General features: G+C 55.5%; 23 protein-coding genes. 5 read left to right on the top strand and 18 right to left on the bottom strand.

The genetic code is table 11. The annotated features are described in order from the left end of the window. The first annotated feature begins 3 nt into the window (after positions 1 to 3). On the top strand, positions 4 to 630 hold the full coding sequence (locus AC2FNR_RS04315) for a TetR/AcrR family transcriptional regulator (RefSeq protein WP_480869947.1): 627 nt from the start codon (positions 4 to 6) through the stop codon (positions 628 to 630). Here the strand turns inward: AC2FNR_RS04315 and AC2FNR_RS04310 are convergent. Genes AC2FNR_RS04310 through paaA form a run of 5 tightly spaced genes read right to left on the bottom strand, consistent with a single transcriptional unit; the run spans position 609 to position 4,203 of the window. Then, positions 609 to 1,676: a 2Fe-2S iron-sulfur cluster-binding protein gene (locus AC2FNR_RS04310; protein WP_496848198.1), complete on the bottom strand. Its 1,068-nt coding sequence runs from the start codon at positions 1,674 to 1,676 to the stop codon at positions 609 to 611. The two genes, AC2FNR_RS04315 and AC2FNR_RS04310, sit on opposite strands and share 22 nt — an antisense overlap. A 9-nt stretch (positions 1,677 to 1,685) precedes the next feature. Further along, positions 1,686 to 2,147: a 1,2-phenylacetyl-CoA epoxidase subunit PaaD gene (paaD, locus tag AC2FNR_RS04305; protein ID WP_170356502.1), complete on the bottom strand. Its 462-nt coding sequence runs from the start codon at positions 2,145 to 2,147 to the stop codon at positions 1,686 to 1,688. Positions 2,148 to 2,149: 2 nt separating this feature from the next. Beyond that, positions 2,150 to 2,914, bottom strand: a complete 765-nt coding sequence (gene paaC, locus AC2FNR_RS04300) for a 1,2-phenylacetyl-CoA epoxidase subunit PaaC (RefSeq protein ID WP_480869943.1) — start codon at positions 2,912 to 2,914, stop codon at positions 2,150 to 2,152. Beyond that, on the bottom strand, positions 2,914 to 3,204 hold the full coding sequence (paaB, locus tag AC2FNR_RS04295; RefSeq protein ID WP_170356441.1) for a 1,2-phenylacetyl-CoA epoxidase subunit PaaB: 291 nt from the start codon (positions 3,202 to 3,204) through the stop codon (positions 2,914 to 2,916). Before paaB ends, paaC begins: the two co-directional genes overlap by 1 nt. Positions 3,205 to 3,207: 3 nt before the next feature. After that, complete coding sequence (gene paaA / locus AC2FNR_RS04290; protein ID WP_496848196.1) at positions 3,208 to 4,203, bottom strand: 1,2-phenylacetyl-CoA epoxidase subunit PaaA; 996 nt, start codon at positions 4,201 to 4,203, stop codon at positions 3,208 to 3,210. A 160-nt stretch (positions 4,204 to 4,363) separates the two neighbouring features. Here paaA and AC2FNR_RS04285 point away from each other — a divergent pair, with 160 nt between their 5' ends. Together AC2FNR_RS04285 and AC2FNR_RS04280 are read left to right on the top strand one after the other, a co-directional pair. Then, on the top strand, positions 4,364 to 5,209 hold the full coding sequence (locus AC2FNR_RS04285) for a Rossmann-like and DUF2520 domain-containing protein (protein WP_496848194.1): 846 nt from the start codon (positions 4,364 to 4,366) through the stop codon (positions 5,207 to 5,209). Positions 5,210 to 5,348: 139 nt separating this feature from the next. Further along, positions 5,349 to 8,138 carry a bifunctional aconitate hydratase 2/2-methylisocitrate dehydratase gene (locus AC2FNR_RS04280; RefSeq protein ID WP_496848193.1) on the top strand — a complete coding sequence of 930 codons (2,790 nt, stop codon included), beginning with the start codon at positions 5,349 to 5,351 and terminating at the stop codon, positions 8,136 to 8,138. A 62-nt stretch (positions 8,139 to 8,200) separates the two neighbouring features. On the opposite strand, the gene AC2FNR_RS04275 is transcribed toward AC2FNR_RS04280, so the two are convergent. The 13 genes from AC2FNR_RS04275 to pqqA form a co-directional block, all read right to left on the bottom strand. Next, on the bottom strand, positions 8,201 to 8,959 hold the full coding sequence (locus tag AC2FNR_RS04275; RefSeq protein WP_496848192.1) for a methyltransferase domain-containing protein: 759 nt from the start codon (positions 8,957 to 8,959) through the stop codon (positions 8,201 to 8,203). After that, positions 8,956 to 9,576, bottom strand: a complete 621-nt coding sequence (locus AC2FNR_RS04270) for a pimeloyl-ACP methyl esterase BioG family protein (RefSeq protein WP_496848190.1) — start codon at positions 9,574 to 9,576, stop codon at positions 8,956 to 8,958. The genes AC2FNR_RS04275 and AC2FNR_RS04270 overlap by 4 nt, the downstream gene beginning before the upstream one ends. Further along, the gene (gene bioA, locus AC2FNR_RS04265; RefSeq protein WP_496848188.1) at positions 9,573 to 10,859 is read right to left on the bottom strand and encodes an adenosylmethionine--8-amino-7-oxononanoate transaminase; all 1,287 of its coding nucleotides are present in this window, start codon (positions 10,857 to 10,859) and stop codon (positions 9,573 to 9,575) included. Before bioA ends, AC2FNR_RS04270 begins: the two co-directional genes overlap by 4 nt. Continuing rightward, entirely contained in the window at positions 10,856 to 11,476 is a 621-nt protein-coding gene (gene bioD, locus AC2FNR_RS04260) for a dethiobiotin synthase (protein WP_353394707.1), read from the bottom strand. The genes bioA and bioD overlap by 4 nt, the downstream gene beginning before the upstream one ends. After that, positions 11,473 to 12,606 (bottom strand): 8-amino-7-oxononanoate synthase, encoded by a 1,134-nt coding sequence (locus AC2FNR_RS04255; protein WP_496848186.1) that lies wholly within the window; start codon positions 12,604 to 12,606, stop codon positions 11,473 to 11,475. Before AC2FNR_RS04255 ends, bioD begins: the two co-directional genes overlap by 4 nt. Beyond that, entirely contained in the window at positions 12,603 to 13,583 is a 981-nt protein-coding gene (bioB, locus tag AC2FNR_RS04250) for a biotin synthase BioB (protein WP_480869924.1), read from the bottom strand. The genes AC2FNR_RS04255 and bioB overlap by 4 nt, the downstream gene beginning before the upstream one ends. Before the next feature lie 139 nt (positions 13,584 to 13,722). Then, the gene (locus tag AC2FNR_RS04245; protein ID WP_496848185.1) at positions 13,723 to 14,064 is read right to left on the bottom strand and encodes a plastocyanin/azurin family copper-binding protein; all 342 of its coding nucleotides are present in this window, start codon (positions 14,062 to 14,064) and stop codon (positions 13,723 to 13,725) included. Continuing rightward, entirely contained in the window at positions 14,064 to 14,585 is a 522-nt protein-coding gene (locus AC2FNR_RS04240; RefSeq protein WP_480869920.1) for a DUF4142 domain-containing protein, read from the bottom strand. The genes AC2FNR_RS04245 and AC2FNR_RS04240 overlap by 1 nt, the downstream gene beginning before the upstream one ends. A gap of 149 nt (positions 14,586 to 14,734) precedes the next feature. Next, entirely contained in the window at positions 14,735 to 15,829 is a 1,095-nt protein-coding gene (gene pqqE / locus AC2FNR_RS04235) for a pyrroloquinoline quinone biosynthesis protein PqqE (RefSeq protein WP_496848183.1), read from the bottom strand. Further along, positions 15,826 to 16,113: a pyrroloquinoline quinone biosynthesis peptide chaperone PqqD gene (gene pqqD, locus AC2FNR_RS04230; RefSeq protein ID WP_170356428.1), complete on the bottom strand. Its 288-nt coding sequence runs from the start codon at positions 16,111 to 16,113 to the stop codon at positions 15,826 to 15,828. The genes pqqE and pqqD overlap by 4 nt, the downstream gene beginning before the upstream one ends. Next, positions 16,110 to 16,838, bottom strand: a complete 729-nt coding sequence (pqqC, locus tag AC2FNR_RS04225) for a pyrroloquinoline-quinone synthase PqqC (RefSeq protein ID WP_480869914.1) — start codon at positions 16,836 to 16,838, stop codon at positions 16,110 to 16,112. The genes pqqD and pqqC overlap by 4 nt, the downstream gene beginning before the upstream one ends. Beyond that, complete coding sequence (gene pqqB, locus AC2FNR_RS04220; protein ID WP_170356426.1) at positions 16,835 to 17,722, bottom strand: pyrroloquinoline quinone biosynthesis protein PqqB; 888 nt, start codon at positions 17,720 to 17,722, stop codon at positions 16,835 to 16,837. Before pqqB ends, pqqC begins: the two co-directional genes overlap by 4 nt. Before the next feature lie 26 nt (positions 17,723 to 17,748). Next, complete coding sequence (pqqA, locus tag AC2FNR_RS04215; protein ID WP_170356425.1) at positions 17,749 to 17,856, bottom strand: pyrroloquinoline quinone precursor peptide PqqA; 108 nt, start codon at positions 17,854 to 17,856, stop codon at positions 17,749 to 17,751. Positions 17,857 to 18,073: 217 nt separating this feature from the next. On the opposite strand from pqqA, the gene AC2FNR_RS04210 reads away from it, so the two are divergent. Then, on the top strand, positions 18,074 to 20,119 hold the full coding sequence (locus tag AC2FNR_RS04210; RefSeq protein ID WP_496848179.1) for a 4Fe-4S binding protein: 2,046 nt from the start codon (positions 18,074 to 18,076) through the stop codon (positions 20,117 to 20,119). Beyond that, complete coding sequence (locus AC2FNR_RS04205) at positions 20,116 to 21,006, top strand: FAD:protein FMN transferase (RefSeq protein ID WP_170625476.1); 891 nt, start codon at positions 20,116 to 20,118, stop codon at positions 21,004 to 21,006. The genes AC2FNR_RS04210 and AC2FNR_RS04205 overlap by 4 nt, the downstream gene beginning before the upstream one ends. Positions 21,007 to 21,077 lie beyond the last annotated feature (71 nt).

The following is a 21,077-nucleotide window of genomic DNA, read 5'->3' as shown; positions in this document are numbered from 1 at the left end:
CCCGTGGCGCGGACGATCGCTAAGGACCATGACAAGAAGCGTCAGAGCATCCTCGCGGTGGCTGCAAATGTGTTCGCCCATGAAGGCATCGCACGGGCTTCGATGAATCAGGTCGCCAAAGCCGCGGGTATATCGAAGGCGAATATTTACCACTATTATGACAGCAAAGAAGCACTGCTGTTCGACATTCTGGATACCTATCTGTCCGAGCTGAAGAACCGCGTCTCCGCAATTGATCTGGACGGGTACCCACCCGAAGAACAGTTGCATCTGATCCTGCGCGAATATCTGCTGGCCTATGAAGGGATGGATTACGAACACACGATTCAAAGCGAAGGTGTCTCTCTGCTGCCCGAGCATATGCAGAAGGTGCTTAAAGCCTATCAAAAAGACATGGTAGCGCAGATGAGCAACATTCTGAACGCGATCAGTGGTGGCAAGCTGCAAGACGATGGCAGCCTGCTGCGTGAGGTGACCATGTCCGTTTTCGGAATGCTGAACTGGTACTACATGTGGCATCCAAAGGCGACACGTGCTGATCGCGAAGGATATGCGAAAACGGTTGCCCGTTTCACCGTGGCGGGCTTGCCCGGAGTGTTAGTCAACGTTCAATGCCCGGCCTCATCATAGTCCCAAACAACTTTCTCTGACACTGCAAAGCACTGACAGGTCAGAACAAAACCGGCTTCAACCTCGTAATCCTCAAGGGCGTGGTTGGCGACCATTTCAACCTCACCTTCAAGGATCTTGGCCTTGCAGGTCGAACAAACACCCGCTTTACAGGCGTGGGGCGCATCCAAGTTTTCGGCCAAAGCCGCTTCCAGCAAGCTCGTGTCTTTAGGTATGATAAGGCTTCTGGTTTCACCGCCCAACGTGACGCGACCTTTGACGCCGCCTGTTTCGGCGGCTTTTGAGACAGCGCGTTTCCTGGCGCGCCCGGGTTGAGACGACGCGAAAAGTTCGAAACGGATTTGGTCCTTTCGCAACCCATGATCCTTAAGCGCCTGTGAAATGGCCAGCATCATTGGCTCGGGCCCGCAGATGTAAGCCATCGAGACCGATTTAATGTCGATCCAGTGTCGAAACAGATCGGCGCATTTGGTTTGATCGACCCGGCCTTTGAACAATTCAATGTCCTGACTGTTATCCTCAAGAACGTGGACGATGTTCAGCCGATGAAGGTAGCGGTTTTTCAGGTCCTCAAGCTCTTCCCGGAACATGATCGTATTTGGTGTGCGGTTTGCGTAGACCAAAGTGAACCGTGTCGATGCGTCCTCGGACAGGGCGGTCTTGAGAATGGACAGGACCGGAGTGATGCCCGAGCCGCCAGCAAACGCCAGATAGTGCGGCGCGTCGTCTTGGACTGCGGCATGAAAGTTGCCCATCGGAGGCATGGCGTCCATTACGTCCCCAACCTGCAGTTCGGTATTGGCCCATGTTGAGAACGCCCCGCCATCCACACTTTTGATCCCAACCTGCAGGATGCCTTCATGCGGTGCCGCGCAGATAGAGTATGACCGGCGCAGTTCCTCGCCCTCGAAATCCCGTTTGAATGTCAGGTATTGACCAGGTGCAAAACCAAACTCTGCCGCGTTTTCAGCTTGCAAAGTGACCACCACGGCGTCGCGGATGGTCTTTTGAATATCGGTGACTTTCAGAGGGTGGAAGTTGGTCATATCGGGACCTCAGATACACTTGAAATAGTCGAAGGGTTCCATGCAATCCTGACATCGCCATTGGGCCTTGCAGGGGGTCGAACCGAACTGGCTGATTTTTTCTACCCGCTTGGATTTGCAATGAGGGCATCGTTTGGGACCACCCGCAGCTTGGGGTGGGGCAATCCCGAATTCTTCCAGTCGGGCCCGGCCTTTTTCGGATAACCAGTCAGTCGTCCACGCCGGTGCGATGCGGGTTTGAATGTCCAGCTTGCCGATGCCGTTTTTTGCAAGTTCGGTTTCGATGTCCAACGCGATAACAGCCATGGCCGGGCAGCCGGAATAGGTCGGTGTGATCGTCACAGTCACATGGTCCTGCGCGACCTGCACCTCGCGGATCACGCCGAGATCCACAACCGAGATGACTGGGATTTCAGGGTCAGGCACGGTGTCGAGCCAATCCCAGACCTGAGCCTCGGTCACCGCCATCATCGTCACCACGTCGCGCCTGGATACGAGCGTTGAAGGGTTTGCATCGCGGCCAGCATATGGCCCAGGTGTTCAGTGTGCCGAAATCCGGTTCGCCCTCCTTTTTGGGCATAGTCGCCTTCCGGCAAAGTCAAGCACGCCTGCGCCAGCACAGTCTGTACGGTTTCAAGCCACAGAGGTTTTATTTCTGAAGGCAATGGCGCGACACCCGCTGTCGCCATGGCATGATCGGTTTCGTCATCGACAAAGACTTCACCACTATACGGCCACAGGAAAGCAAGCGCTTCATCCATGCGCTTGTTGCTTTCCGCGGTGCCGTCCCCCAAGGCGATTACTGTGTGAGAAGACCTGTCCAAGTGATAGAGGGCCTCTTTCAAGCATTTTGCGGCGATTTCAGCCACTCGGGTGTCGGTGGAATTTTGCAGTTGCGTCAACCATGGTACTTGAAAGGCGTCATACAGGAATTGCCGCATCTGAGTACGCCCGAAATCGCCGTTCGGGACCTCAAGCATCAGCAAATTCCGGAAATCATAAACGTCACGTAGAAACGCCAGATCGTCGGCAGAGCGTCCGGCCCCTTCGACCTCAGCCGCATATCCCAGCCACAACTGGGTTTGCCCGATCTGATCCAAGGCCATATTGGCCAGCGCGATATCCTCTTCCAAAATCGGAGCGACCCCGCACCATTCCGAGGTTCGATGCCCCAGAACCAAAGCGTTGTCGCCTTGTCTCAGCAGAAACTCGAACAGTGGTTTTTGCGCCGCGTCCATCACATTTTCCCAACTTCGTCAGGAATGTCGTAAAAAGTGGGGTGCCGGTAAACTTTGTCGCGGGATGGGTCGAACAGGGGCCCTTTGTCCGAAGGGCTGGAGGCCGTGATCTTTTCAGCCTCGACCACCCAGATACTGACGCCTTCGTTGCGGCGCGTATAAACGTCTCGCGCATTCCGTATGGCATGCTCGGCATCCGCCGCGTGCAACGAGCCGACGTGCCGGTGGCTCATGCCGTGTTGGCCTCGGATAAAGACTTCCCACAGGGGCCATTCGTTTTGGTGTGACATCGACTACTCCGCCGCTTTGGATTTGTTTTGGGCTTTCCGCGCGTGGGCCAGCATGGCATCACGGACCCAGGCGCCATCCTCCCAAGCCTTACGGCGGGCGCTCAGACGCTCGGCATTGCAGGGGCCATTGCCCGAGATGACATCGAAAAACTCGGACCAGTCTGGTTCACTAAAATCATAATGCCCGGTTTCTTCGTTCCAGCGCAGGTTCTCGTCGGGAATTGACAAGCCCAGAAACTCGGCTTGCGGAACGGTTTCATCGACGAATTTCTGACGCAGCTCATCATTTGTGTTGATCTTGATCCGCCAAGCCATCGATTGGGCGGAATGTACGCTGTCCTTGTCCGACGGACCGAACATCATCAGGGCAGGATACCAGAACCGGTTTAGAGCGTCCTGCGCCATGCGCTTTTGATCGTCAGTACCTTCTTTCGCCATCCTAATCATTATGTGATAGCCTTGGCGTTGGTGAAAGCTTTCTTCTTTGCAGATGCGCACCATTGCCCGCGCATAGGGGCCATACGAGGTGCGCTGCAGTGGCACCTGATTCATGATCGCAGCCCCATCAACCAGCCATCCGACCGCGCCCATATCTGCCCAAGTCAGGGTGGGATAGTTGAAGATGGACGAATACTTCATCCGCTCGGAGTGCAGCATCTCGACCAGCTCATCCCGACTGACGCCCAGTGTCTCAGCGGCGCAATAAAGATACAGCCCATGGCCTGCCTCATCCTGAACTTTGGCCAGAAGGTTGGCCTTGCGTTCCAAAGTGGGCGCACGGGTGACCCAATTGCCTTCGGGCAGTTGACCTACAATTTCAGAATGCGCGTGCTGGCCGATCTGACGGATCAGTGTTTTTCGATAGCTTGGAGGCATATAGTCCTTGGGTTCGATCTTTTCACCGCGGTCGATGCGATCTTGAAATACCCGATCTTCGGGGCTCATCTCGTCACGAGATTGCACCCCTTTGCCCGTTGATTTTACCATTTGGGCGTACATGGCCTTGTCCTCCTCAAACCCATTCCGCTTGCCTTGATCAATATGTTACAGAAAAATAAAACAACAAGCAAACTGTAACGTATTTTGCTTGATCAATTCCTTTGAGATAATTGGCGATCATTTTAATAGCTGTTGTGCGCCATAAAGGGGGGGCTCAGAATTGGGCAATACGACTGTTAATCTCATCGGGGCAGGACGGGTTGGCCAGACACTGGCTCGTGTATTGCCGGCAACGCAGTCTTATGTTCTGCAGGATGTAAGCAGCCGTCGTCTTAAATCCGCTACGGATGCTGCCGCATTCGGTCGTAACGCGCGGGCTGTTGAGCACTTGGCCGATATGCGGCCAGCAAACATCTGGATACTTGCCGTACCCGATACGAAAATCGCCGAGGTGGCCAGAACCTTAAGCGACTCGAACCCAGATAGTGTGTTGCAGGGATCGCGCCCTGTTGCACTGCATTGTAGTGGATTCTACCCGGCCGCCCAAATGGATGCCTTAAACGAATATGGGTGGGGTTTGGCGAGTGCGCATCCAGTGCTTTCCTTTTCAGATCCCGAAACTGCAGCATCGCAGTTCTCCTGTGTCCCTTGTGGCATCGAAGGTGACCCATATGCGGCAAGGATCGCTACTTCGTTGTTCGAAGAGATGGGCGCCGAGTGCTTTTCCATCCGGTCGGATGCGAAAAGCCTGTATCATGCTGCTGCGGTAATCTCGAATAACTTCACGGTAGTCCTGCAAGCCTTGGCGCGTGAGGCGTGGGCCGAAGCGGGCGTTTCCGAGGATATGGCAGCACGCCTGAATGAAAAGCTGTTGACCGGAACTTGCGAAAACGTAGCCGCGCAGGGGCCACAGGTCGCGTTGACTGGTCCTGCTGCACGCGGGGATACTGACGTCGTTGCTCAACAAAACAGAGTCGTGGCTGGTTGGCACCCGACAGCTGGGGAGTTGTATGCACAACTAAGTGATCTGGCGCGGTCCCTTAAATCAAGCGGCAAAACCCGTTAGCGCCACAACCATCGCTTTGGTCTATTGATCCTCAGTGGAAAATAGTATACCGCCGCATACAAAGAGCATCCTGTGGGTCTGGAAAACCAGTCTTTGCCGGGTCTCAAGCTTCTTCTAACGCCTAATCGTCGGGACCGCCATGAGCCTTTACACAGATTACCTCAGTGAAATTGAAACGCGCAAAGAACAGGGCCTGCACCCCAAGCCCATTGATGATGGTGCGCTGGTCAAAGAGATCGTTGAGCAGATCAAAGATGCCGGAAACGTGCATCGCGAGGACTCGCTGAACTTTTTCATTTACAACACCCTGCCCGGAACCACGAGCGCCGCAGGTGAAAAGGCTGAGTTCCTGAAAGAAATCGTCTTGGGTCACACTCTGGTCGACGAAATCTCGGTTCCTTTCGCGTTTGAACTTTTGTCACACATGAAAGGTGGCCCGTCGGTGCGGGTCTTGTTGGATCTTGCTTTGGGCGAAGATGCAGCAATTGCCGAGCAGGCAGCCGAAGTCCTGAAGACTCAGGTTTTCTTGTATGACGCCGATACAGATCGCTTGAAAGAGGCTTTCAAAGCCGGGCATCCAATCGCCAAAGAGATTCTGGAAAGCTACGCCAAGGCTGAATTCTTCACCAAACTGCCCGAAATCGACGAAGAGATCGAAGTTGTCACCTATGTTGCAGCCGAAGGTGATATCTCGACCGACTTGTTGTCGCCCGGCAATCAAGCGCACTCGCGCGCGGATCGGGAACTGCACGGCAAGTGCTTTATCTCGGACAAAGCGCAGCAAGAAGTTGAGGCGCTGAAACTGCAACACCCCGATAAGCGGGTGATGCTGATTGCAGAGAAAGGCACCATGGGTGTTGGGTCGTCTCGGATGTCGGGCGTCAACAACGTGGCCCTGTGGACGGGTAAGCAGGCGAGCCCCTACGTGCCTTTCGTCAACTTCGCGCCTGTTGTCGCGGGTACGAACGGCATTTCCCCGATCTTCCTGACTACCGTCGGTGTGACTGGTGGTATTGGTTTGGACCTGAAGAACTGGGTCAAGAAGGTCGATGAAGACGGGAATGCCATCCTGAACAATGACGGCAACCCGATCCTTGAAGAGCAGTATTCGGTCGCGACCGGTACCGTTCTGAAGATCAACACCAAAAGCCACAAACTGCTGAGCGAAGATGGCGATGAGCTGGTGGATGTGTCGGCCTCGTTCACTCCGCAAAAAGTCGAATTCATGAAAGCCGGTGGCTCTTACGCCATTGTCTTTGGCAAAAAACTGCAGACTTTGGCCGCCGAGACGCTGGGTGTCGAGGCCCCGCTGGTCTTTGCACCGTCCAAGGAAGTCAGCCATGAAGGTCAGGGCCTGACTGCGGTTGAGAAAATCTTTAACAAGAACGCAGTTGGGGCGACCCCAGGTAAGACCCTGCACGCTGGTTCGGACGTCCGTGTAAAGGTCAATATCGTGGGTTCGCAGGACACCACCGGCCTGATGACCATGCAGGAACTCGAAGCGATGGCCGCAACAGTTGTGGCGCCCAGTGTTGACGGTGCCTATCAGTCGGGCTGTCACACTGCGTCGGTCTGGGATGCCAAAGCTCAGGCCAACACGCCGCGTCTGATGAAGTTCATGAATGATTTCGGCCTTGTTACCGGTCGCGACCCGAAGGGCGTGTATCATTCGATGACCGACGTGATCCACAAGGTTCTGAACGACATCACTGTTGACGACTGGTCGGTGATCATCGGTGGGGACAGCCACACCCGTATGTCCAAAGGTGTGGCGTTCGGCGCGGACTCGGGCACCGTGGCTTTGGCGCTGGCGACCGGTGAAGCCTCGATGCCGATCCCCGAGTCAGTAAAAGTGACCTTCAAAGGCAAAATGGCGGACCATATGGACTTCCGCGACGTGGTACACGCCACACAGGCGCAGATGTTGGAACAACATGGCGACAATGTCTTCCAGGGCCGCGTGATCGAGGTTCATATCGGAACGCTGCTGGCGGATCAGGCCTTTACCTTCACTGACTGGACTGCCGAGATGAAGGCCAAAGCCTCGGTCTGTATTTCGGATAACGACACTCTGATCGGTTCTCTGGAACTGGCTAAATCGCGTATTCAGATTATGATCGACAAGGGTATGGAGCATGAGAGTGGCATGCTGCAGAAGTTGATCGCGATTGCGGATGCCCGCATTGCCGAGATCAAGTCCGGTGAAAAACCCGCCCTGCGTCCCGACGACAACGCGAAGTATTCCGCCGAAGTGGTCGTGGATCTGGATCAGATCGTCGAGCCGATGATCGCGGACCCGGATGTTAACAATGCGGACGTGTCCAAGCGCTATACACACGACACGATCCGCCCGGTATCTTTCTACGGTGGTGACAAGAAAGTTGATCTGGGCTTCGTAGGATCTTGCATGGTGCATAAGGGTGACATGAAGATTGTTGCCCAGATGCTGCGAAACCTCGAAAAAGTGTCGGGGAAGGTAGAGTTCAAAGCCCCGCTGGTGGTGGCCGCCCCGACCTACAACATCATCGATGAGTTGAAGGAAGAAGGCGATTGGGACGTGCTCGAGAAGTATTCGGGCTTCGAATTCGACGACCTGTTCCCGAAAGAAAAGGCGCGCACCGAGTACGAAAACATCCTGTACCTTGAACGCCCGGGCTGTAACCTGTGCATGGGCAACCAAGAGAAAGCCGCTAAAGGCGATACGGTTCTGGCGACGTCTACACGCCTGTTCCAAGGTCGCGTTGTGGCCGATGCGCCGGACAAGAAAGGCGAAAGCTTGCTGGCCTCGACCCCGGTCGTGGTGCTGTCGGCCATTCTGGGTCGTACGCCCAAGATCGACGAGTACAAAGCCGCAGTCGAAGGCATTGACCTGACCCGGTTTGCGCCTCCGGTTGAAAAACTGGCCAACAGCCGCTCGGCTCATTTCTAAACACGGCGGGCCGGTCACCAAACTGGTGATCCGGCCCGTTTTTTCCCTGTCTAGTTCGACGTTCAGCGCGCTTTGCGCGCAACAATCCATGTTGCGTGATACGTCAGACTGACCCCTTCCGGAGTCCGGTGCAGCCTTTCATAGTCATCGCTGAACTGTCTGAGCGTGGCTTTGGTCCATGGTTTTTGGGCCCGGCCATTTACTCCGGTTTTCCGAAGGTGCTGCAGGACATCTCTTGGAGTTGCGAAGAACACGCGCTCTAATGCTTCCCCGGTATTGATGACCTCCAAACACTCGGTGACGGCCGACGCCATATCCGAGTGATCCATCAGGCCAGGTGCGGCTGCAGACGAACCAATCTGTGCCAATTCGGTGTATTGGCATGGCCCGAACCCGGAAATGGCAAGCCATCCACCGGGCGACAATGCGTTGGCAGCCTGACGCAGAAACTTTGCGGGGTTCTGTAGCCATTGTATCATCGAGGCCGACGCGATTAGGTCAGGCTGCGTCGGCAAGCTGACTTTTGAAGCATCGCCGCACAGAAACTTGGCGCGATGACGATTTGCGGTTTCTGTGGCTGCGGGGGTCAGGTCGTTAAGCGTTAAAGCGCCACAATCAAAGGTTTCAAGCAGGCGTCGAGTAAGGTGACCTGTGCCGCATCCAAGTTCGAGCGTTTTGTTGAATCGTTCAGGCGCGCCTGCCGCTCCAAGGGCTGTCACCAAACGATCCGCGACTCGTGCCTGTTGGCTGGCCTCTCCGTGATAGGAATGAAAACTTCTGCTGAAACTGCGCTGCACCCGATCTGTGGCTTGAAACGTCATGAACACCACTCCGTCCAGTTTTGACCCTTATGAAAAGGGACATGTGGCGCATCCACGCCGCGCACCACGCTTGCCTGGTCCTTCCAGGCGGCTTCTTGTGCAGAGGTTGGAATGATCCGGTCGCGCTGCGGAACCCAGATACGGTCGAACGAAAGCTCTGGCGCTGGCCCCCGTGCGATAACTGCGTTCAACTCTGCACGGGCCTGAGGAACGTCGAGAATGGGGGCGGGCATGCCCAATCCCGCGCGGCGGCAGAATTTGGAAAAGCTCGCTTCGGTCAGGTTGTCGGCAGTTGCCCTAATCATCTCGGGTGCTATGCCCCGGCGCGGATCAGCTGGGTGTAAAGTACCGCCAATAGCAACAAGCCTTGTCGGTCTGAAATTAAAATCGTTCACCCAATGGGCGGCCGAAACGACTCCGAAGGAAAATGAAACCAGTGTGACCCGATCATAGTCGGAGGTTTCATGAAGGGGGGCGTCTAGGCGGGTATAATCGTCAATAAACAGTTGATCATGGTCGCTGGAAAGTTGTTGAAACGGGGCAGGGCCCAAAGTCCATCCCCCAAAGATCAGGACCAAGTCTGCCGTACCAGAGCGTGCCAGCCATTGCTTTTTCATGAATGTCCTCGGGCCAGGGAAACCATGGTCTGTGTTACCCGGCTCAGTTCGTCCGAGGAGATTACATAAGGCGGCATGCAATAGATGTTGCGTGCAAAGGGGCGCAGCCAAACGCCCGTTTCCGGAGCCAGTTGATGTGCAACCGAAGGGTCAACCGGCGACATCATCTCGATAACACCGATCGCACCCAGCACGCGAACATCCGCAACACCGGCAAGGGTTCGCGCGGGGGCCAATTCTTGTGTCAGCTGATCCGCGATGGATTGAACTTCACCTTGCCAATCCCGGGTCGAGATCTGATCGAGGCTGGCACAAGCCGCAGCACAAGCCAGCGGGTTTGCCATATAGGTCGGTCCATGCATCAGAACACCGGCTTCGCTTTGTCCGATACGATGTGCGACGTTCCGCGACGTGATCGTCGTTGCCAGCGTGATGTGCCCCCCGGTCAAGGCTTTCCCAAGACACAGGATGTCAGGGACTACCCCAGCGTGATCCATCGCAAACAGTTTTCCCGTGCGTCCGAACCCCGTAGCGATCTCGTCGAAGATGACCAAGACGTCATGCTCGCGGCACAACGCGTGCGCGCGCCGCAGCCATTCGGGGTGGTAGAAATACATTCCGCCTGCGCCTTGGACCACGGGTTCAAGGATAAGCCCGGCGATCTTGTCACCTTGTTCAGACAGTAATTCCTTTAACTCATTGAGGCCGTTGGTATCGTCGTCTTCGGACCAGTCTTCGTCGAACCGGATTTTCGGACGCGACAGAAAATGCTGAATTGACAGCGCGCCTCGGAACAGGCCGTGCATCCCGTTGACCGGGTCGCAAACGCTCATCGCTTTCCATGTGTCGCCGTGATATCCGCCGCGAATGGTGGCGAACTCGGTGCGTTGGGTGCGGTTTTGCGCCATCTGGTACTGCACCGCCATTTTGAGCGCGACCTCAATGGCAACCGATCCGCTGTCACTGTAGAAAATTCGGTCTAGCCCATCAGGCAGCAGATCGACCAGCTTCCGCCCCAGCTCGATCGCGGGGGTATGCGTCAGCCCACCGAACATGACGTGGGGCATTTGATCTAGTTGCGCCTGCATCGCCGCGATCAGTGCCGGATGACGATGGCCGTGGATAGCGCACCACCACGAAGACATGGCATCGATCATTTTTGTCCTATCGTCGCGGGTCAGCCAGACGCCTTCTGCCTCTGTGATCAGATGCATTGGGCCGGGATTGGCGATGTTCGTGTATGGATGCCACAGGTGGTTGGCGTCAAACTCCAGCGGGGTCACAGTGCGCTCCGGATTGTGGCGGTGTCGATGGCTTCAAACGCGTCCGACAGTGTTTGGGGTGTCAATGATGGCAAATGCGGAAGCCGGCCCAGATGCCGGACCGAGCACATCTGGGCAATGGTCTGCTCGACAGGCGGTTCAGCTTCGCCCACGAATGCAACGCCGACCAAATTGCATCCTGCGTTCCGCAACGCCATCACGGACAGGCTGGTGTGATTGATCGTGCCAAGTGCTGTGCGGGCGACCAAAACAACCGGGGCTTTCCATTGCGCGAACAGATCCAAATAAAAATGTTCACGGTTCAGCGGTACCATCACGCCGCCTGCACCTTCGACGACCAAGGGGCCGTCGACTTGCGGCAGTGCCAACTGGTCGAGCGTGATTTCCACGCCCATATCTTCGGCCGACAAATGTGGAGAAGCGGGTAGGGATAGCCGGTATGCCTCGGGCAGAGTCTCAGCGCCAGACAAAGCGCGTATGGTTTCTGTGTCGGTCGCGTCTTCCAAGCCGGATTGAACAGGTTTCCAATACCGCGCGCCAAGTGCGGCGGTCAGGCCAGCTGCAAAAACTGTCTTGCCAACGCCGGTGTCAGTTCCTGTGACGATAATGGCGCTCATGCGGCTGCTTTCAACTGGTTGGACAAAATGTCGAAAAGGGCAGTGATATCTGCATCGCTGACATTGCCGGTGACGGAGATACGCAAGCGAGATGTCCCGCGTGGAACCGTCGGTGGGCGAATTCCGCGAACGTCGAACCCGTGGGCTTGCAGCTCGGACGCGATGCGCATTGTCAAAGCGTCATCGCCCAAGATAATCGGGATGATTTGGCTGTTTAGGCTGGCGTTGGGCAGGCCGATGCGCCGGGCGCAGGCATGCGCGAAATGCATTCTGGAGACGGCCGACTGGGTAAGAGTCGCCTCACATTGCAATCGTTCAAGCACAGCTTGCAGCAGCGCAGCATTCAGCGGAGAGGGCGCAGTCGCGAAAATAAAGGGTCGGGCACGGTTGATCAGCGTGTCAATCATCACCCGAGGGCCACAGATCAATCCGCCAGCAACCCCCAAACCCTTACCGCATGTATGTAGCGTGACAAGCTCTGCTTCCAAACCATGGGCCAGCCCACGTCCGTTCTGTCCAAATACTCCGGTCGCATGGGCTTCGTCGACAACCAGAATGGCATCGAACGCAACAGCGATATCAGCTAGCGCTGTCAGAGGTGCCAGATCACCTTGCATCGAATAGACGCTTTCTACGGCCATCCAGATTTGTCCGGTCCCGCCTTTCGCGCGCCACTCCTCAAGGATACGCCGGGCGTCCTCCACGTCATTATGTTTGAAAGCCCGAGTTTCAGCGCGGCCGAGGCGCATTCCTTCATGTGCACTGGCATGAACAAGCGCATCGTAAAGGATCAGATCTTCGGCTGCGGGCAGGGTCGAAAATATTGCCTGATTTGCCTGAAAGCCGCCGCCCATGACCAGAGCAGCCTCGGACTGGAAAAAGCGGGCCGCTGACTGCTCAAGCGCCTCATGTTCCGGGTGGTTGCCGCGTAACAGGCGTGACCCGCCCGACCCGACAGGCACTTCGCGGGCAAGTGCGTTGCGCGCGGCGTCGGCCAGAAACTCGGACCGGGCCAGCCCCAAGTAGTCATTGGAGGCAAAGTCTAAACCCTGCGCTGCGGTCAGGCTACGTCTGCGATGCCGTTCCGTAAGGGTCCCAAGTATCGCGTCAAGGCGATGATGTGCTTTCATTCAGCCGCTTCCCTGCTGCTTTGTCCTGCTACGGTCTCTGACTGCAGGCCGAGTTTTGCGAACAGGATTGCATCTGTATCCTCTTCGGGGTTTTCGGCCGTCAAAAGGGTCTCTCCTACAAAGATCGAGTTTGCACCCGCAAAGAAACACATCGCCTGCAGTTCATCGCTCATGTCGCTGCGCCCGGCGGACAATCGGACATATGAGGTTGGCATCATGATCCGAGCTGTTGCAATCACACGTACGAAATCAATAGGGTCGATCGGTTTGGCATCGGCCAAGGGTGTGTCTTCTTGCGGCATCAGCATGTTGATCGGGACCGAATCCGGAGCCGGATTCATGTTTGCCAGAGTCACCAGCATGTCGACGCGGTCCTGCGTTTCCTCGCCCATGCCGAGGATGCCGCCGGAACACACTTTGATCCCAGCTTCTTGCACGCGGTTCATCGTGTCGATCCGGTCCGAGAACGTGCGCGTTGTGATCACTTCGGGGTAATATCGTTCCGACGTGTCGATGTTGTGGTTGTAATAATCCAACCCGGCATCGCGAAGACGGATTACTTGATTGTCGTCCAGCATTCCCAACGTCATGCAGGTTTCCATTCCCAGTGACCGAACGCCTTCGACCATGGCAACCAGTGCATCCATGTCACGATCCTTGGGTTCGCGCCATGCTGCGCCCATGCAAAACCGCGTTGCGCCGCCGTCGCGGGCTTGTCGAGCTTGGGTCAGAACACGTTCGACCTCGATCAGTTTGGAGGCAGAAAGTTTTGATCCGTTCCGTGCGGACTGAGAACAATACGCGCAGTCCTCGGCACATCCACCTGTCTTGATCGACAAGAGCTTGGAGGTCTGCACCTTATTGGGATCAAAATGCGTGCGGTGAACGGATTGAGCACGAAACAACAAGTCCATAAGGGGCAGATCATGCAGGGTCTGAGCGTCTTCGCGGGTCCAGTTCGTCGTGGCAACAGTCATTTTATAGATAAAAACCCATCATCTTGAGGCTGATGTGGATGTTTATAGATAAAAATTTGTATAACAAGCCTCAACCCGTGCATTTGGCGAGTTTCCGACCATCTCGGGCAGGTTTGATCACGTAAACCCGGTATTGAACTCAGATAATTTCAATGGTGCCCTTCATATGGGGGTGGAAGGCGCAGAAATATCCAAGCTCCATACCCTCGGTTACAAGGATTTCTGCACTCTGACCTTTAGACAGCTCCTGCGTGTCCCAACTATGTGCGTCAGCCGTGGCCGTGTGTGGCGCGATATCCAGATTGGTCCATTTGATGCGATCTCCAACGTGGACCGTTGCCAGCGCGGGCTGAAACTCAAATCGGTGAATCCTGACCATATGTAGTAAAGATGCTCGGGATGCTTGCGCGGGCGGGTTAAAAGCGACTGCTGACGCAGCCGCTTGGGTCACAACCTGACGTCGCGATAGCAAGCGCTGCATCAATTCAGCGACTCTACCATCTTTTCGGCATGAACTTCATGGGCTTTGAAAATCTCTAAGCTTTGTTCAAACAAGGCCTTGACCTCTGCATTGTCGATGTTCGGGATCATGCTACCCTCTACCAGATCATTAACCGCCTGATGGTATGCAAGTTCATTTGCCGCATATGCCGCATCAAATTCTGCACCGCGTAACTGTGATAGCGTGTTGATGATCTCTTCTGCGTTAGCATTGAGAGTCTGGCTGAAGGCATTGTCCTGCGCCGTCGCGCCGAGTTTATTCAGCAACCCAAGCGCCGCTTCGTTTACGGCGGTGTGGTCGCGGATCATGGTATTGGCGAATTCATGGATGTCGGGGTTGTCCGAGAGCGCCAGCGCCAGATGAGCGTACCGTATGTCGATGACATCAGCAGTATAAGCGATATGCGCAAATTCCAGATCGTTCATGCCAGAAACGTCCTGAGCATAGGCTGGTACTGACAAAATCAAAGCGGTGGCGACGGCGGAGAAGAAGCGGTTCATCAAAGATACTCCATTGCGAATGGTTTGTATCTCCGAGTATCGACGTTCTCTTGTTATTCGATATTGCTCGGCGTCCGAATAACCTGACAGATCGTCTACGAACAGGAACTATCGCGCGGTTGTGACCCGGACTTTATGTACTCGTGCGGTCAAGTCCGGGTCGGGTCCAGTGTTCGATAGACAAAGCCGCGGTCCTCCTGCGGTGATGCGTTTTGTAAAATCGCCTTGATCCGAGCGTGTTCTGGGGATTTTTGGCAAACTGGATCAGTCGCGGACGCGTCGCCTGCCAATGCCAGCGCTTGGCATCGGCACCCGCCAAAGTCCACCTCTTTGCGGTCGCAGCTTTTACATGGCTCAGGCATCCAGTCGGTGCCTCGGTACGCATTGAAGGCCGTGCTATCATACCAAATGTCACTCAGATGCCGATCCCTTACAGAGTCGAAATGCAGATGGCTCAGGGTTTGTGCGGCATGACAGGGCAGTACCGAACCATTCGGAGTTACGTTCAGCCCGGTTGACCCCCATCCACCCATGCACGCCTTGGGATAATCTGCATAGTAGTCAGGCGGGACAAAGTCGAATGCCAAAACGCCCTGCAGTTGCTGTGCGGCCTTCGCCACCGTTTTTTTCACAGCCAAGGTTTGTTCAAACGACGGCATCAGATTGTGTCGGTTTTTCAAGGCCCACCCGTGAAACTGCACACAGGCGACCTCTAGCCTGCGGGCACCGAGTTCGACAGCCATTTCGATCGTCCGATCCAGGTCGTCCAGGTTTTGGCTGTGCATCACGGCGTTCAGAGTCAGCGGAATGCCCCGATCGCGGATTTCGCGGGCGATTTTCATCTTGCGATCGAACCCGCCGCGATAACCTCCGATCCGATCGGCAAGTGCCGCGTTGGTGCCTTGCAGCGATAACTGAATATGGTCCAGGCCCGCGTCCTCAAGCCGATCGAGCCGTTTGGGTGTCAATCCTACGCCCGACGTAATCAGGTTGGTGTACAAACCCAGTTGGGCTGCATGACGGGTCAGGTCCTCTAGATCGCGGCGCGAGGCTGGTTCGCCTCCAGACAGATGCAGTTGCAGAACGCCAAGGTCATACGCTTGCGAGAAGACATCTTTCCATATGTCGGTGTCCAACTCGGTCTCTTTGCGTTCAAGTTCGACCGGATTGCTGCAATAGGGGCAACTAAGGGGGCATCGATGGGTCAGCTCGGCCAGCAGTGCGATAGGCGGTGCGATACTCATGGCTTTACCATCACATACAGACGCCCGCGCAAAGTTTGTAAAAACTGTTGAACGTCTTTCTCAATGGTCTCGGCCGGAGCTCCAAATGTAGCAGCCAAATCCGCGATGATATCGCCAAACCGGGCTTGCCCATCGACCCTCGACAGGATTGCGACACCAATATCGTCCAGTTCAATCACTTTCTCTGGTGCCATCAGAACGGTGCGATCACGTACTGCGTCGCGTTGAATCCGCACGCCGCGCGGTAGATAAGGGCGGTCCGATGCAGAGAAAACCAGCGTCATTTCATGCCTTCCCCGGGTTGCCAGGCACCGGGCGGGATCAGGCCGGGTTCGACATAGGCAGACCACAGCGCGTCGAGCTGTGCCCACAACACGTTGGTTTTGAAAATAAGGGCGTCGCAGGCCATGTCCTCTTTCTCGGATGTGTCGGCGTGATCCAAAACCCAATTTAGGCCAAAAGCCACATCTTTAGGTGCCTGCGACAGTCGTTTACGGAAGTAAGACAAACTGTCCGCATTGGCGAAGTCGTAGTGCTCGAGCAGACCTTCGATCCGTTTTTCATGAATTTTTGGGGCGAAAAGTTCTGTCAGTGAAGACGCTACAGCCTGAAGCATTGGCTTTTCGCGGACGTAATGCACATAAGCATCAACGGCGAATTGAGTTGCGGGCAGAACACCACGCCCCGAGGCGACGTAGTCGGGATCCAACCCGACTGCCTCGGCCAGTTTCAGCCACCGTCGGATGCCGCCGCCCTCTTTCACGTCCCCGTCGTGATCTTCGATCCGGGACCGCCATTCGCGGCGGATATCTGGGTCGGTACAACGCGACATGAAAGCAGCGTCTTTCATGGGGATCGCCGCCTGATATGCCCAACGATTGATCACCCATGCGCGTACCTGATCCGGGGAGCATTGACCGCTATGAAGCCGGTGGTGAAACGGATGTTTGTCGTGATACCGCTCGGCCCCGATCTGGCGCAGCCGTGCTTCGAGAGTTTCGCGGCTCATATCGTGATCTCCTGCCCGTCATAGGCAATGGTCCAGCCTGCAGATTCGACAAAGGCGCGCTCGGGCCCATCGGGCTGCAACATCGGGTTGGTGTTGTTGATGTGGATAAAGGTTTTGGCCGCGTCGATCCCGGCCAATTGCGCGACCGAACCGTCCGGGCCACTGACCGAGATATGCCCCATCCGCTGCCCTGTCTTCACCCCTGTTCCCGAGCGGATCATCTCATCATCGTCCCAAAGCGTGCCGTCAAAAAACAGCTGATCCGCGTCCGAGAGTTGATCCATCAGGGCAGGGGTCACTTGGGCGCAACCAGGAATATAATAGGCAATCTTGTCGCCTGCAGTCAGGCGAACGCCCACTGTTTGCTCTCCGATTAGATCGGTTTGAACGGTATCACCTTCCATGAAAAGCGGCACTTTACCGGGCACGGCGAACAAGCGCGCGCTGAGGCCGGGCTGCAGGGCGAATTCCTGATCAAGTGAAATCGGGGTCCGCAAAACCTTGTCGCGATTGACCGCATCAAAAATACGGTTCTGCGCTAGCACGTTCAGAATATCCCCTGTGGCGAACAATGAAAACGGGGTTTGTTCACGCAGGCTAAGCAACCCTGCAATGTGGTCGATATCTCCGTTTGTCAGCAATACCGAAGCCACAGGCGTATCGCGCAGTGTTCTGGGATGTAGTTTGGGGCAGTCCAGCATTTGTTGCCGGATGTCAGGTGAAGCGTTCAGTATGCTCCAACTTTCACCATCGGGCGAGACCGCTAAAGATGATTGGCCAGACGGCGGGATGACTCCCAAACGGGCATCCTCGCAGTTCCGGCATCCACAATTCCATTGCGGCAGTCCGCCGCCTGCAGAAGCCCCAAGAACCAGAAAATGCACCTCGGGCCTCCGCTGCGTTTACGTAATCAGAACAGGTCGCGCTCGTGCTCGCGGCCTTCATCCTCGGACGGAGAATACATGTTGATCTCCATGCCGCAATTTACTTCTTTCAGCTTCGGTGCGCTCCAGGTCATTGCTACCTCCCATAAATCACTGGCGTTGATGAGACCGTACATCTCGGGCCAGATTCAGAAAATGCTTCTTTGGTCGTACGGTTCGAGCGGTAGTTTTGAACCCATTTCGGCCGAGGTCAACAGGCTTTAGGTCGTAGATTGCCAGCTTAGGACTTTTGTCGAATGTCGTCGGGTAAGATGGGCTTATAGTCTTGCGGCCATGCGCGCGGTTATAGCAATGATCCTGCTGATGCTCGGCAGCCTGATGGCTGCGGCCGAGCCGCTGCCGCGCGAACGCATCGAGACATTTATCCGCGCCCCGTTTTCTCTGGGGGAGCGCCTCAACGAAAACGGGGTTTATTCGCTGTTGAACTCAGGCGGAATCGAGGCGGGTTATGTGTTTGAAACCGAACCCTTAGCGCCTTTGCCGGGGTTCTCCGGTGCCCCGATCAACGTGCTGGTTGTCTTGGATCTTGAAGGACGGTTCATGGACGTCCAGCTGATTGAACATAACGAACCCATATTTGTGTCTGGTTTGGGCCAGGCACCGTTCCACAAGTTCTTTGAGCAATTTGGAGGGCTGTCCATATCGGACTCGATCGTTGTTGGTACGCCGTACGGCGATGCTGCGTCCGGTTCACAGCTAGTTTATCTGGATGGCGTAACGAAGGCCACGGCCAGTGTCCGTATAGCGCATGAATCCGTCATGGGGGCGGCGCTGGCCGTTGCGCGCGAAAAGATGCAAGGGTTGGCAACCGCGCCACCCGCTTTTCCGAACCCAGACTATGACGAGACCCTCAGCTGGGAGGATCTGGTCGCTAAGGGGATCGCAACCAACAAGATCATAAAGAATTCAGATGTCGACGCCCTTTTCGAGGGGACATTGTGGGAAGATGACGATCCCGAGGCACAGGATTATCCAGACGAGGCTTATCTGGATTTGTGGGTGGTCGATCTGGGGCCCAAATCCATTGCGCGCGCGGCATTGTCCCAAGACAGTTTCGACGAGCTGCAGGGTTTTCTGGAGATTTCCGACAATGATGAACCAATCCTTCTGATCGAAACTGCACGTCATGGGCTGGTCAGCGAAAAGTTCGTGCGAAACACAGCACCCGATTGGATTTCTGCAGAGCAAGACGGGTTACCGGTCGCATTGCGCGACGCCGATCTGCTTGTCGAATTGGCCGATGGAATGCCAGACGGCGTCGCAATGATCCTTCGCACCGACCGTCGTTTGGGTTTTGATCCTTCACGCGAGTGGGTTCTGAAGGTTCTTGCCGTTCGCGAACACGGCATGTTCCAGCCCGAGACGGGGTCGGTGACACTGGAAGTGAGACATGTGACGCCCGATCGGTTCTTTGAGCGTCCGGTCCAGATCACGCCCGCCCCACCATGGTTAGAGGCCCTGCGAAATCGTCAGACAGACATGATCATTTTGTCTGCATTGCTTGCCGGTCTAGTGCTGACGCTCGGTTTGCGGATGAATTCTTTTGCTGCGCAACCGCTGTTCACACCGTATAGGCTCGTTATTCTCGCGGTCATCGTGGGATTCATTGGTTGGTGGGGACAGGGACAACTGTCCATTGTCACCGTGTTGGGTGTTATCCGAACAGCTATTGACGGGGGCAGCTATGGGTTTTTGCTGTACGACCCGTTTTCGCTTTTGATCTGGGCGGTTTCGATTGCCGGGTTAATCGCTTGGGGCAGGGGCTTGTTCTGCGGGTGGCTCTGCCCGTTCGGCGCGCTTCAAGAGTTTGCACATCATCTGGGAAAAGCGCTCCGCTTGCCCCAGATCGAGCCATCGCGGGCGTGGGACCAACGGTTGAAATGGCTGAAATATGTGATTCTTGGTGGCTTGATTGGCGTCCTGTTTCTGGCCCCAGACGAAGTTGACAAAGTGGCTGAGGTTGAACCTTTCAAAACCGCCATCACTACTTTCTTTATCCGCGAGTGGTACTATGCCGCATATGCCATTTTTTGGCTTATTCTGGGCATGGTAATGTTCAAAGGGTTTTGCCGCTATGTTTGTCCGTTGGGGGCGGTCATGGCGATCGGAGGCCTTCTTCGTGGCCGCGATTGGATCGAAAGACGAGCTGAATGCGGGTCACCGTGTCAACTGTGCAAGGTCAAGTGCAAGTACGGGGCTATTAAGCAGACTGGGGAAATTCAATATAATGAGTGTTTCCAATGTCTTGATTGCGTTGCCATCCATGATGACCGAAACCAATGTGTCCCATTGATTCTAGCCGCACGCCGTCAATCCAGAAGGGTTGCTGCAGAATGATGAACCGCCGACGATTCCTGGCCGTATCAGCGGCGGCTCTTGGGGCTCCCGCTACGGCTCAGCCGACTCAGTGGCGTGGTCACGCTATGGGTGCCGAAGTCAGCCTGACCTTCGATGCCAATCCTGAGGCAGCCGCGTCTGCGATCACTAAAGTGCAGGCTCTCCTGGATCGGGCCGAGTCTCTGTTCAGTCTGTATCGGCCGGACTCTGATTTGGTTCGCCTGAACCAAACCGGGATATTAGTGAACCCAGCGCCGGAAATGTTGGAGTTGTTAAGTATTTGTGATTGGGCACATGGCCGGACGGGGGGGCGGTTTGACCCCACGGTGCAACCTCTTTGGCTGGCGGCCGCCAACGGTCGCAATCTTGACGCTGCCCGAGAATTAATCGGTTGGGATAGGGTCCGGATCTCTGAAGACAGAATTATTCTGGGGCAGGGTCAGCAACTTACATTGAACGGCATCGCTCAGGGTTTTGTCACGGACCTTGTGGCCAACACTTTGCGGAACGCAGGCTGGACCAATGTGCTGGTAAATATCGGTGAGTATTACGCCGCTGGCCGAATCTGGAGGCTGGGAGTTTCAGACCCGGTGCATGGCATCGTTCAAACCGTCAGGCTTCGGGATCGGGCTATCGCAACTTCCAGCCCCTCTGTGCTTCGTTTGAGCCCTGTTCATCTCCATATCCTGAATGCAAAAAACGAACGTCCTGCACTATGGTCGACTGTCAGTGTGGAAGCCGCAAACGCAACAATGGCCGACGCGCTCTCCACAGCGTTGTGCCATGTCCCAGCTAGTGAAATTGCAGAGATACTATCGCTTTCAAAGGGCAATCCCAAAGCCATTTGCACCCATGAAAGCGGCGAAGTATCGGTATTTTACTCCTAAAGTCAGCCCTGTTTTTTGCTTCAGGGCTGACGTTTGATTTAGCTACAGGCTTGGACGGCGCGTTTGGTCAT

This window comes from Ruegeria sp. SATB045 (genome assembly GCF_059613525.1).
This window is presented reverse-complemented; position numbering and strand designations above follow the sequence as displayed.

Coding starts and splice junctions, on each gene's coding strand:
- AC2FNR_RS04270 (WP_496848190.1), bottom strand. CDS start 9,576: ATGAAAAAGCAATGGCTGGCACGCTCTGGTACGGCAGACTTGGTCCTG.
- paaD (WP_170356502.1), bottom strand. CDS start 2,147: ATGATGGCGGTGACCGAGGCTCAGGTCTGGGATTGGCTCGACACCGTG.
- paaC (WP_480869943.1), bottom strand. CDS start 2,914: ATGGACGCGGCGCAAAAACCACTGTTCGAGTTTCTGCTGAGACAAGGC.
- pqqE (WP_496848183.1), bottom strand. CDS start 15,829: ATGAGTATCGCACCGCCTATCGCACTGCTGGCCGAGCTGACCCATCGA.
- AC2FNR_RS04255 (WP_496848186.1), bottom strand. CDS start 12,606: ATGAAAGCACATCATCGCCTTGACGCGATACTTGGGACCCTTACGGAA.
- pqqA (WP_170356425.1), bottom strand. CDS start 17,856: ATGACCTGGAGCGCACCGAAGCTGAAAGAAGTAAATTGCGGCATGGAG.
- AC2FNR_RS04205 (WP_170625476.1), top strand. CDS start 20,116: ATGATGAACCGCCGACGATTCCTGGCCGTATCAGCGGCGGCTCTTGGG.
- AC2FNR_RS04240 (WP_480869920.1), bottom strand. CDS start 14,585: ATGAACCGCTTCTTCTCCGCCGTCGCCACCGCTTTGATTTTGTCAGTA.
- AC2FNR_RS04280 (WP_496848193.1), top strand. CDS start 5,349: ATGAGCCTTTACACAGATTACCTCAGTGAAATTGAAACGCGCAAAGAA.
- paaB (WP_170356441.1), bottom strand. CDS start 3,204: ATGTCACACCAAAACGAATGGCCCCTGTGGGAAGTCTTTATCCGAGGC.
- AC2FNR_RS04310 (WP_496848198.1), bottom strand. CDS start 1,676: ATGACCAACTTCCACCCTCTGAAAGTCACCGATATTCAAAAGACCATC.
- AC2FNR_RS04210 (WP_496848179.1), top strand. CDS start 18,074: ATGATCCTGCTGATGCTCGGCAGCCTGATGGCTGCGGCCGAGCCGCTG.
- bioD (WP_353394707.1), bottom strand. CDS start 11,476: ATGAGCGCCATTATCGTCACAGGAACTGACACCGGCGTTGGCAAGACA.
- pqqD (WP_170356428.1), bottom strand. CDS start 16,113: ATGACGCTGGTTTTCTCTGCATCGGACCGCCCTTATCTACCGCGCGGC.
- bioB (WP_480869924.1), bottom strand. CDS start 13,583: ATGACTGTTGCCACGACGAACTGGACCCGCGAAGACGCTCAGACCCTG.
- paaA (WP_496848196.1), bottom strand. CDS start 4,203: ATGTACGCCCAAATGGTAAAATCAACGGGCAAAGGGGTGCAATCTCGT.
- pqqC (WP_480869914.1), bottom strand. CDS start 16,838: ATGAGCCGCGAAACTCTCGAAGCACGGCTGCGCCAGATCGGGGCCGAG.
- AC2FNR_RS04275 (WP_496848192.1), bottom strand. CDS start 8,959: ATGACGTTTCAAGCCACAGATCGGGTGCAGCGCAGTTTCAGCAGAAGT.
- AC2FNR_RS04245 (WP_496848185.1), bottom strand. CDS start 14,064: ATGCAGCGCTTGCTATCGCGACGTCAGGTTGTGACCCAAGCGGCTGCG.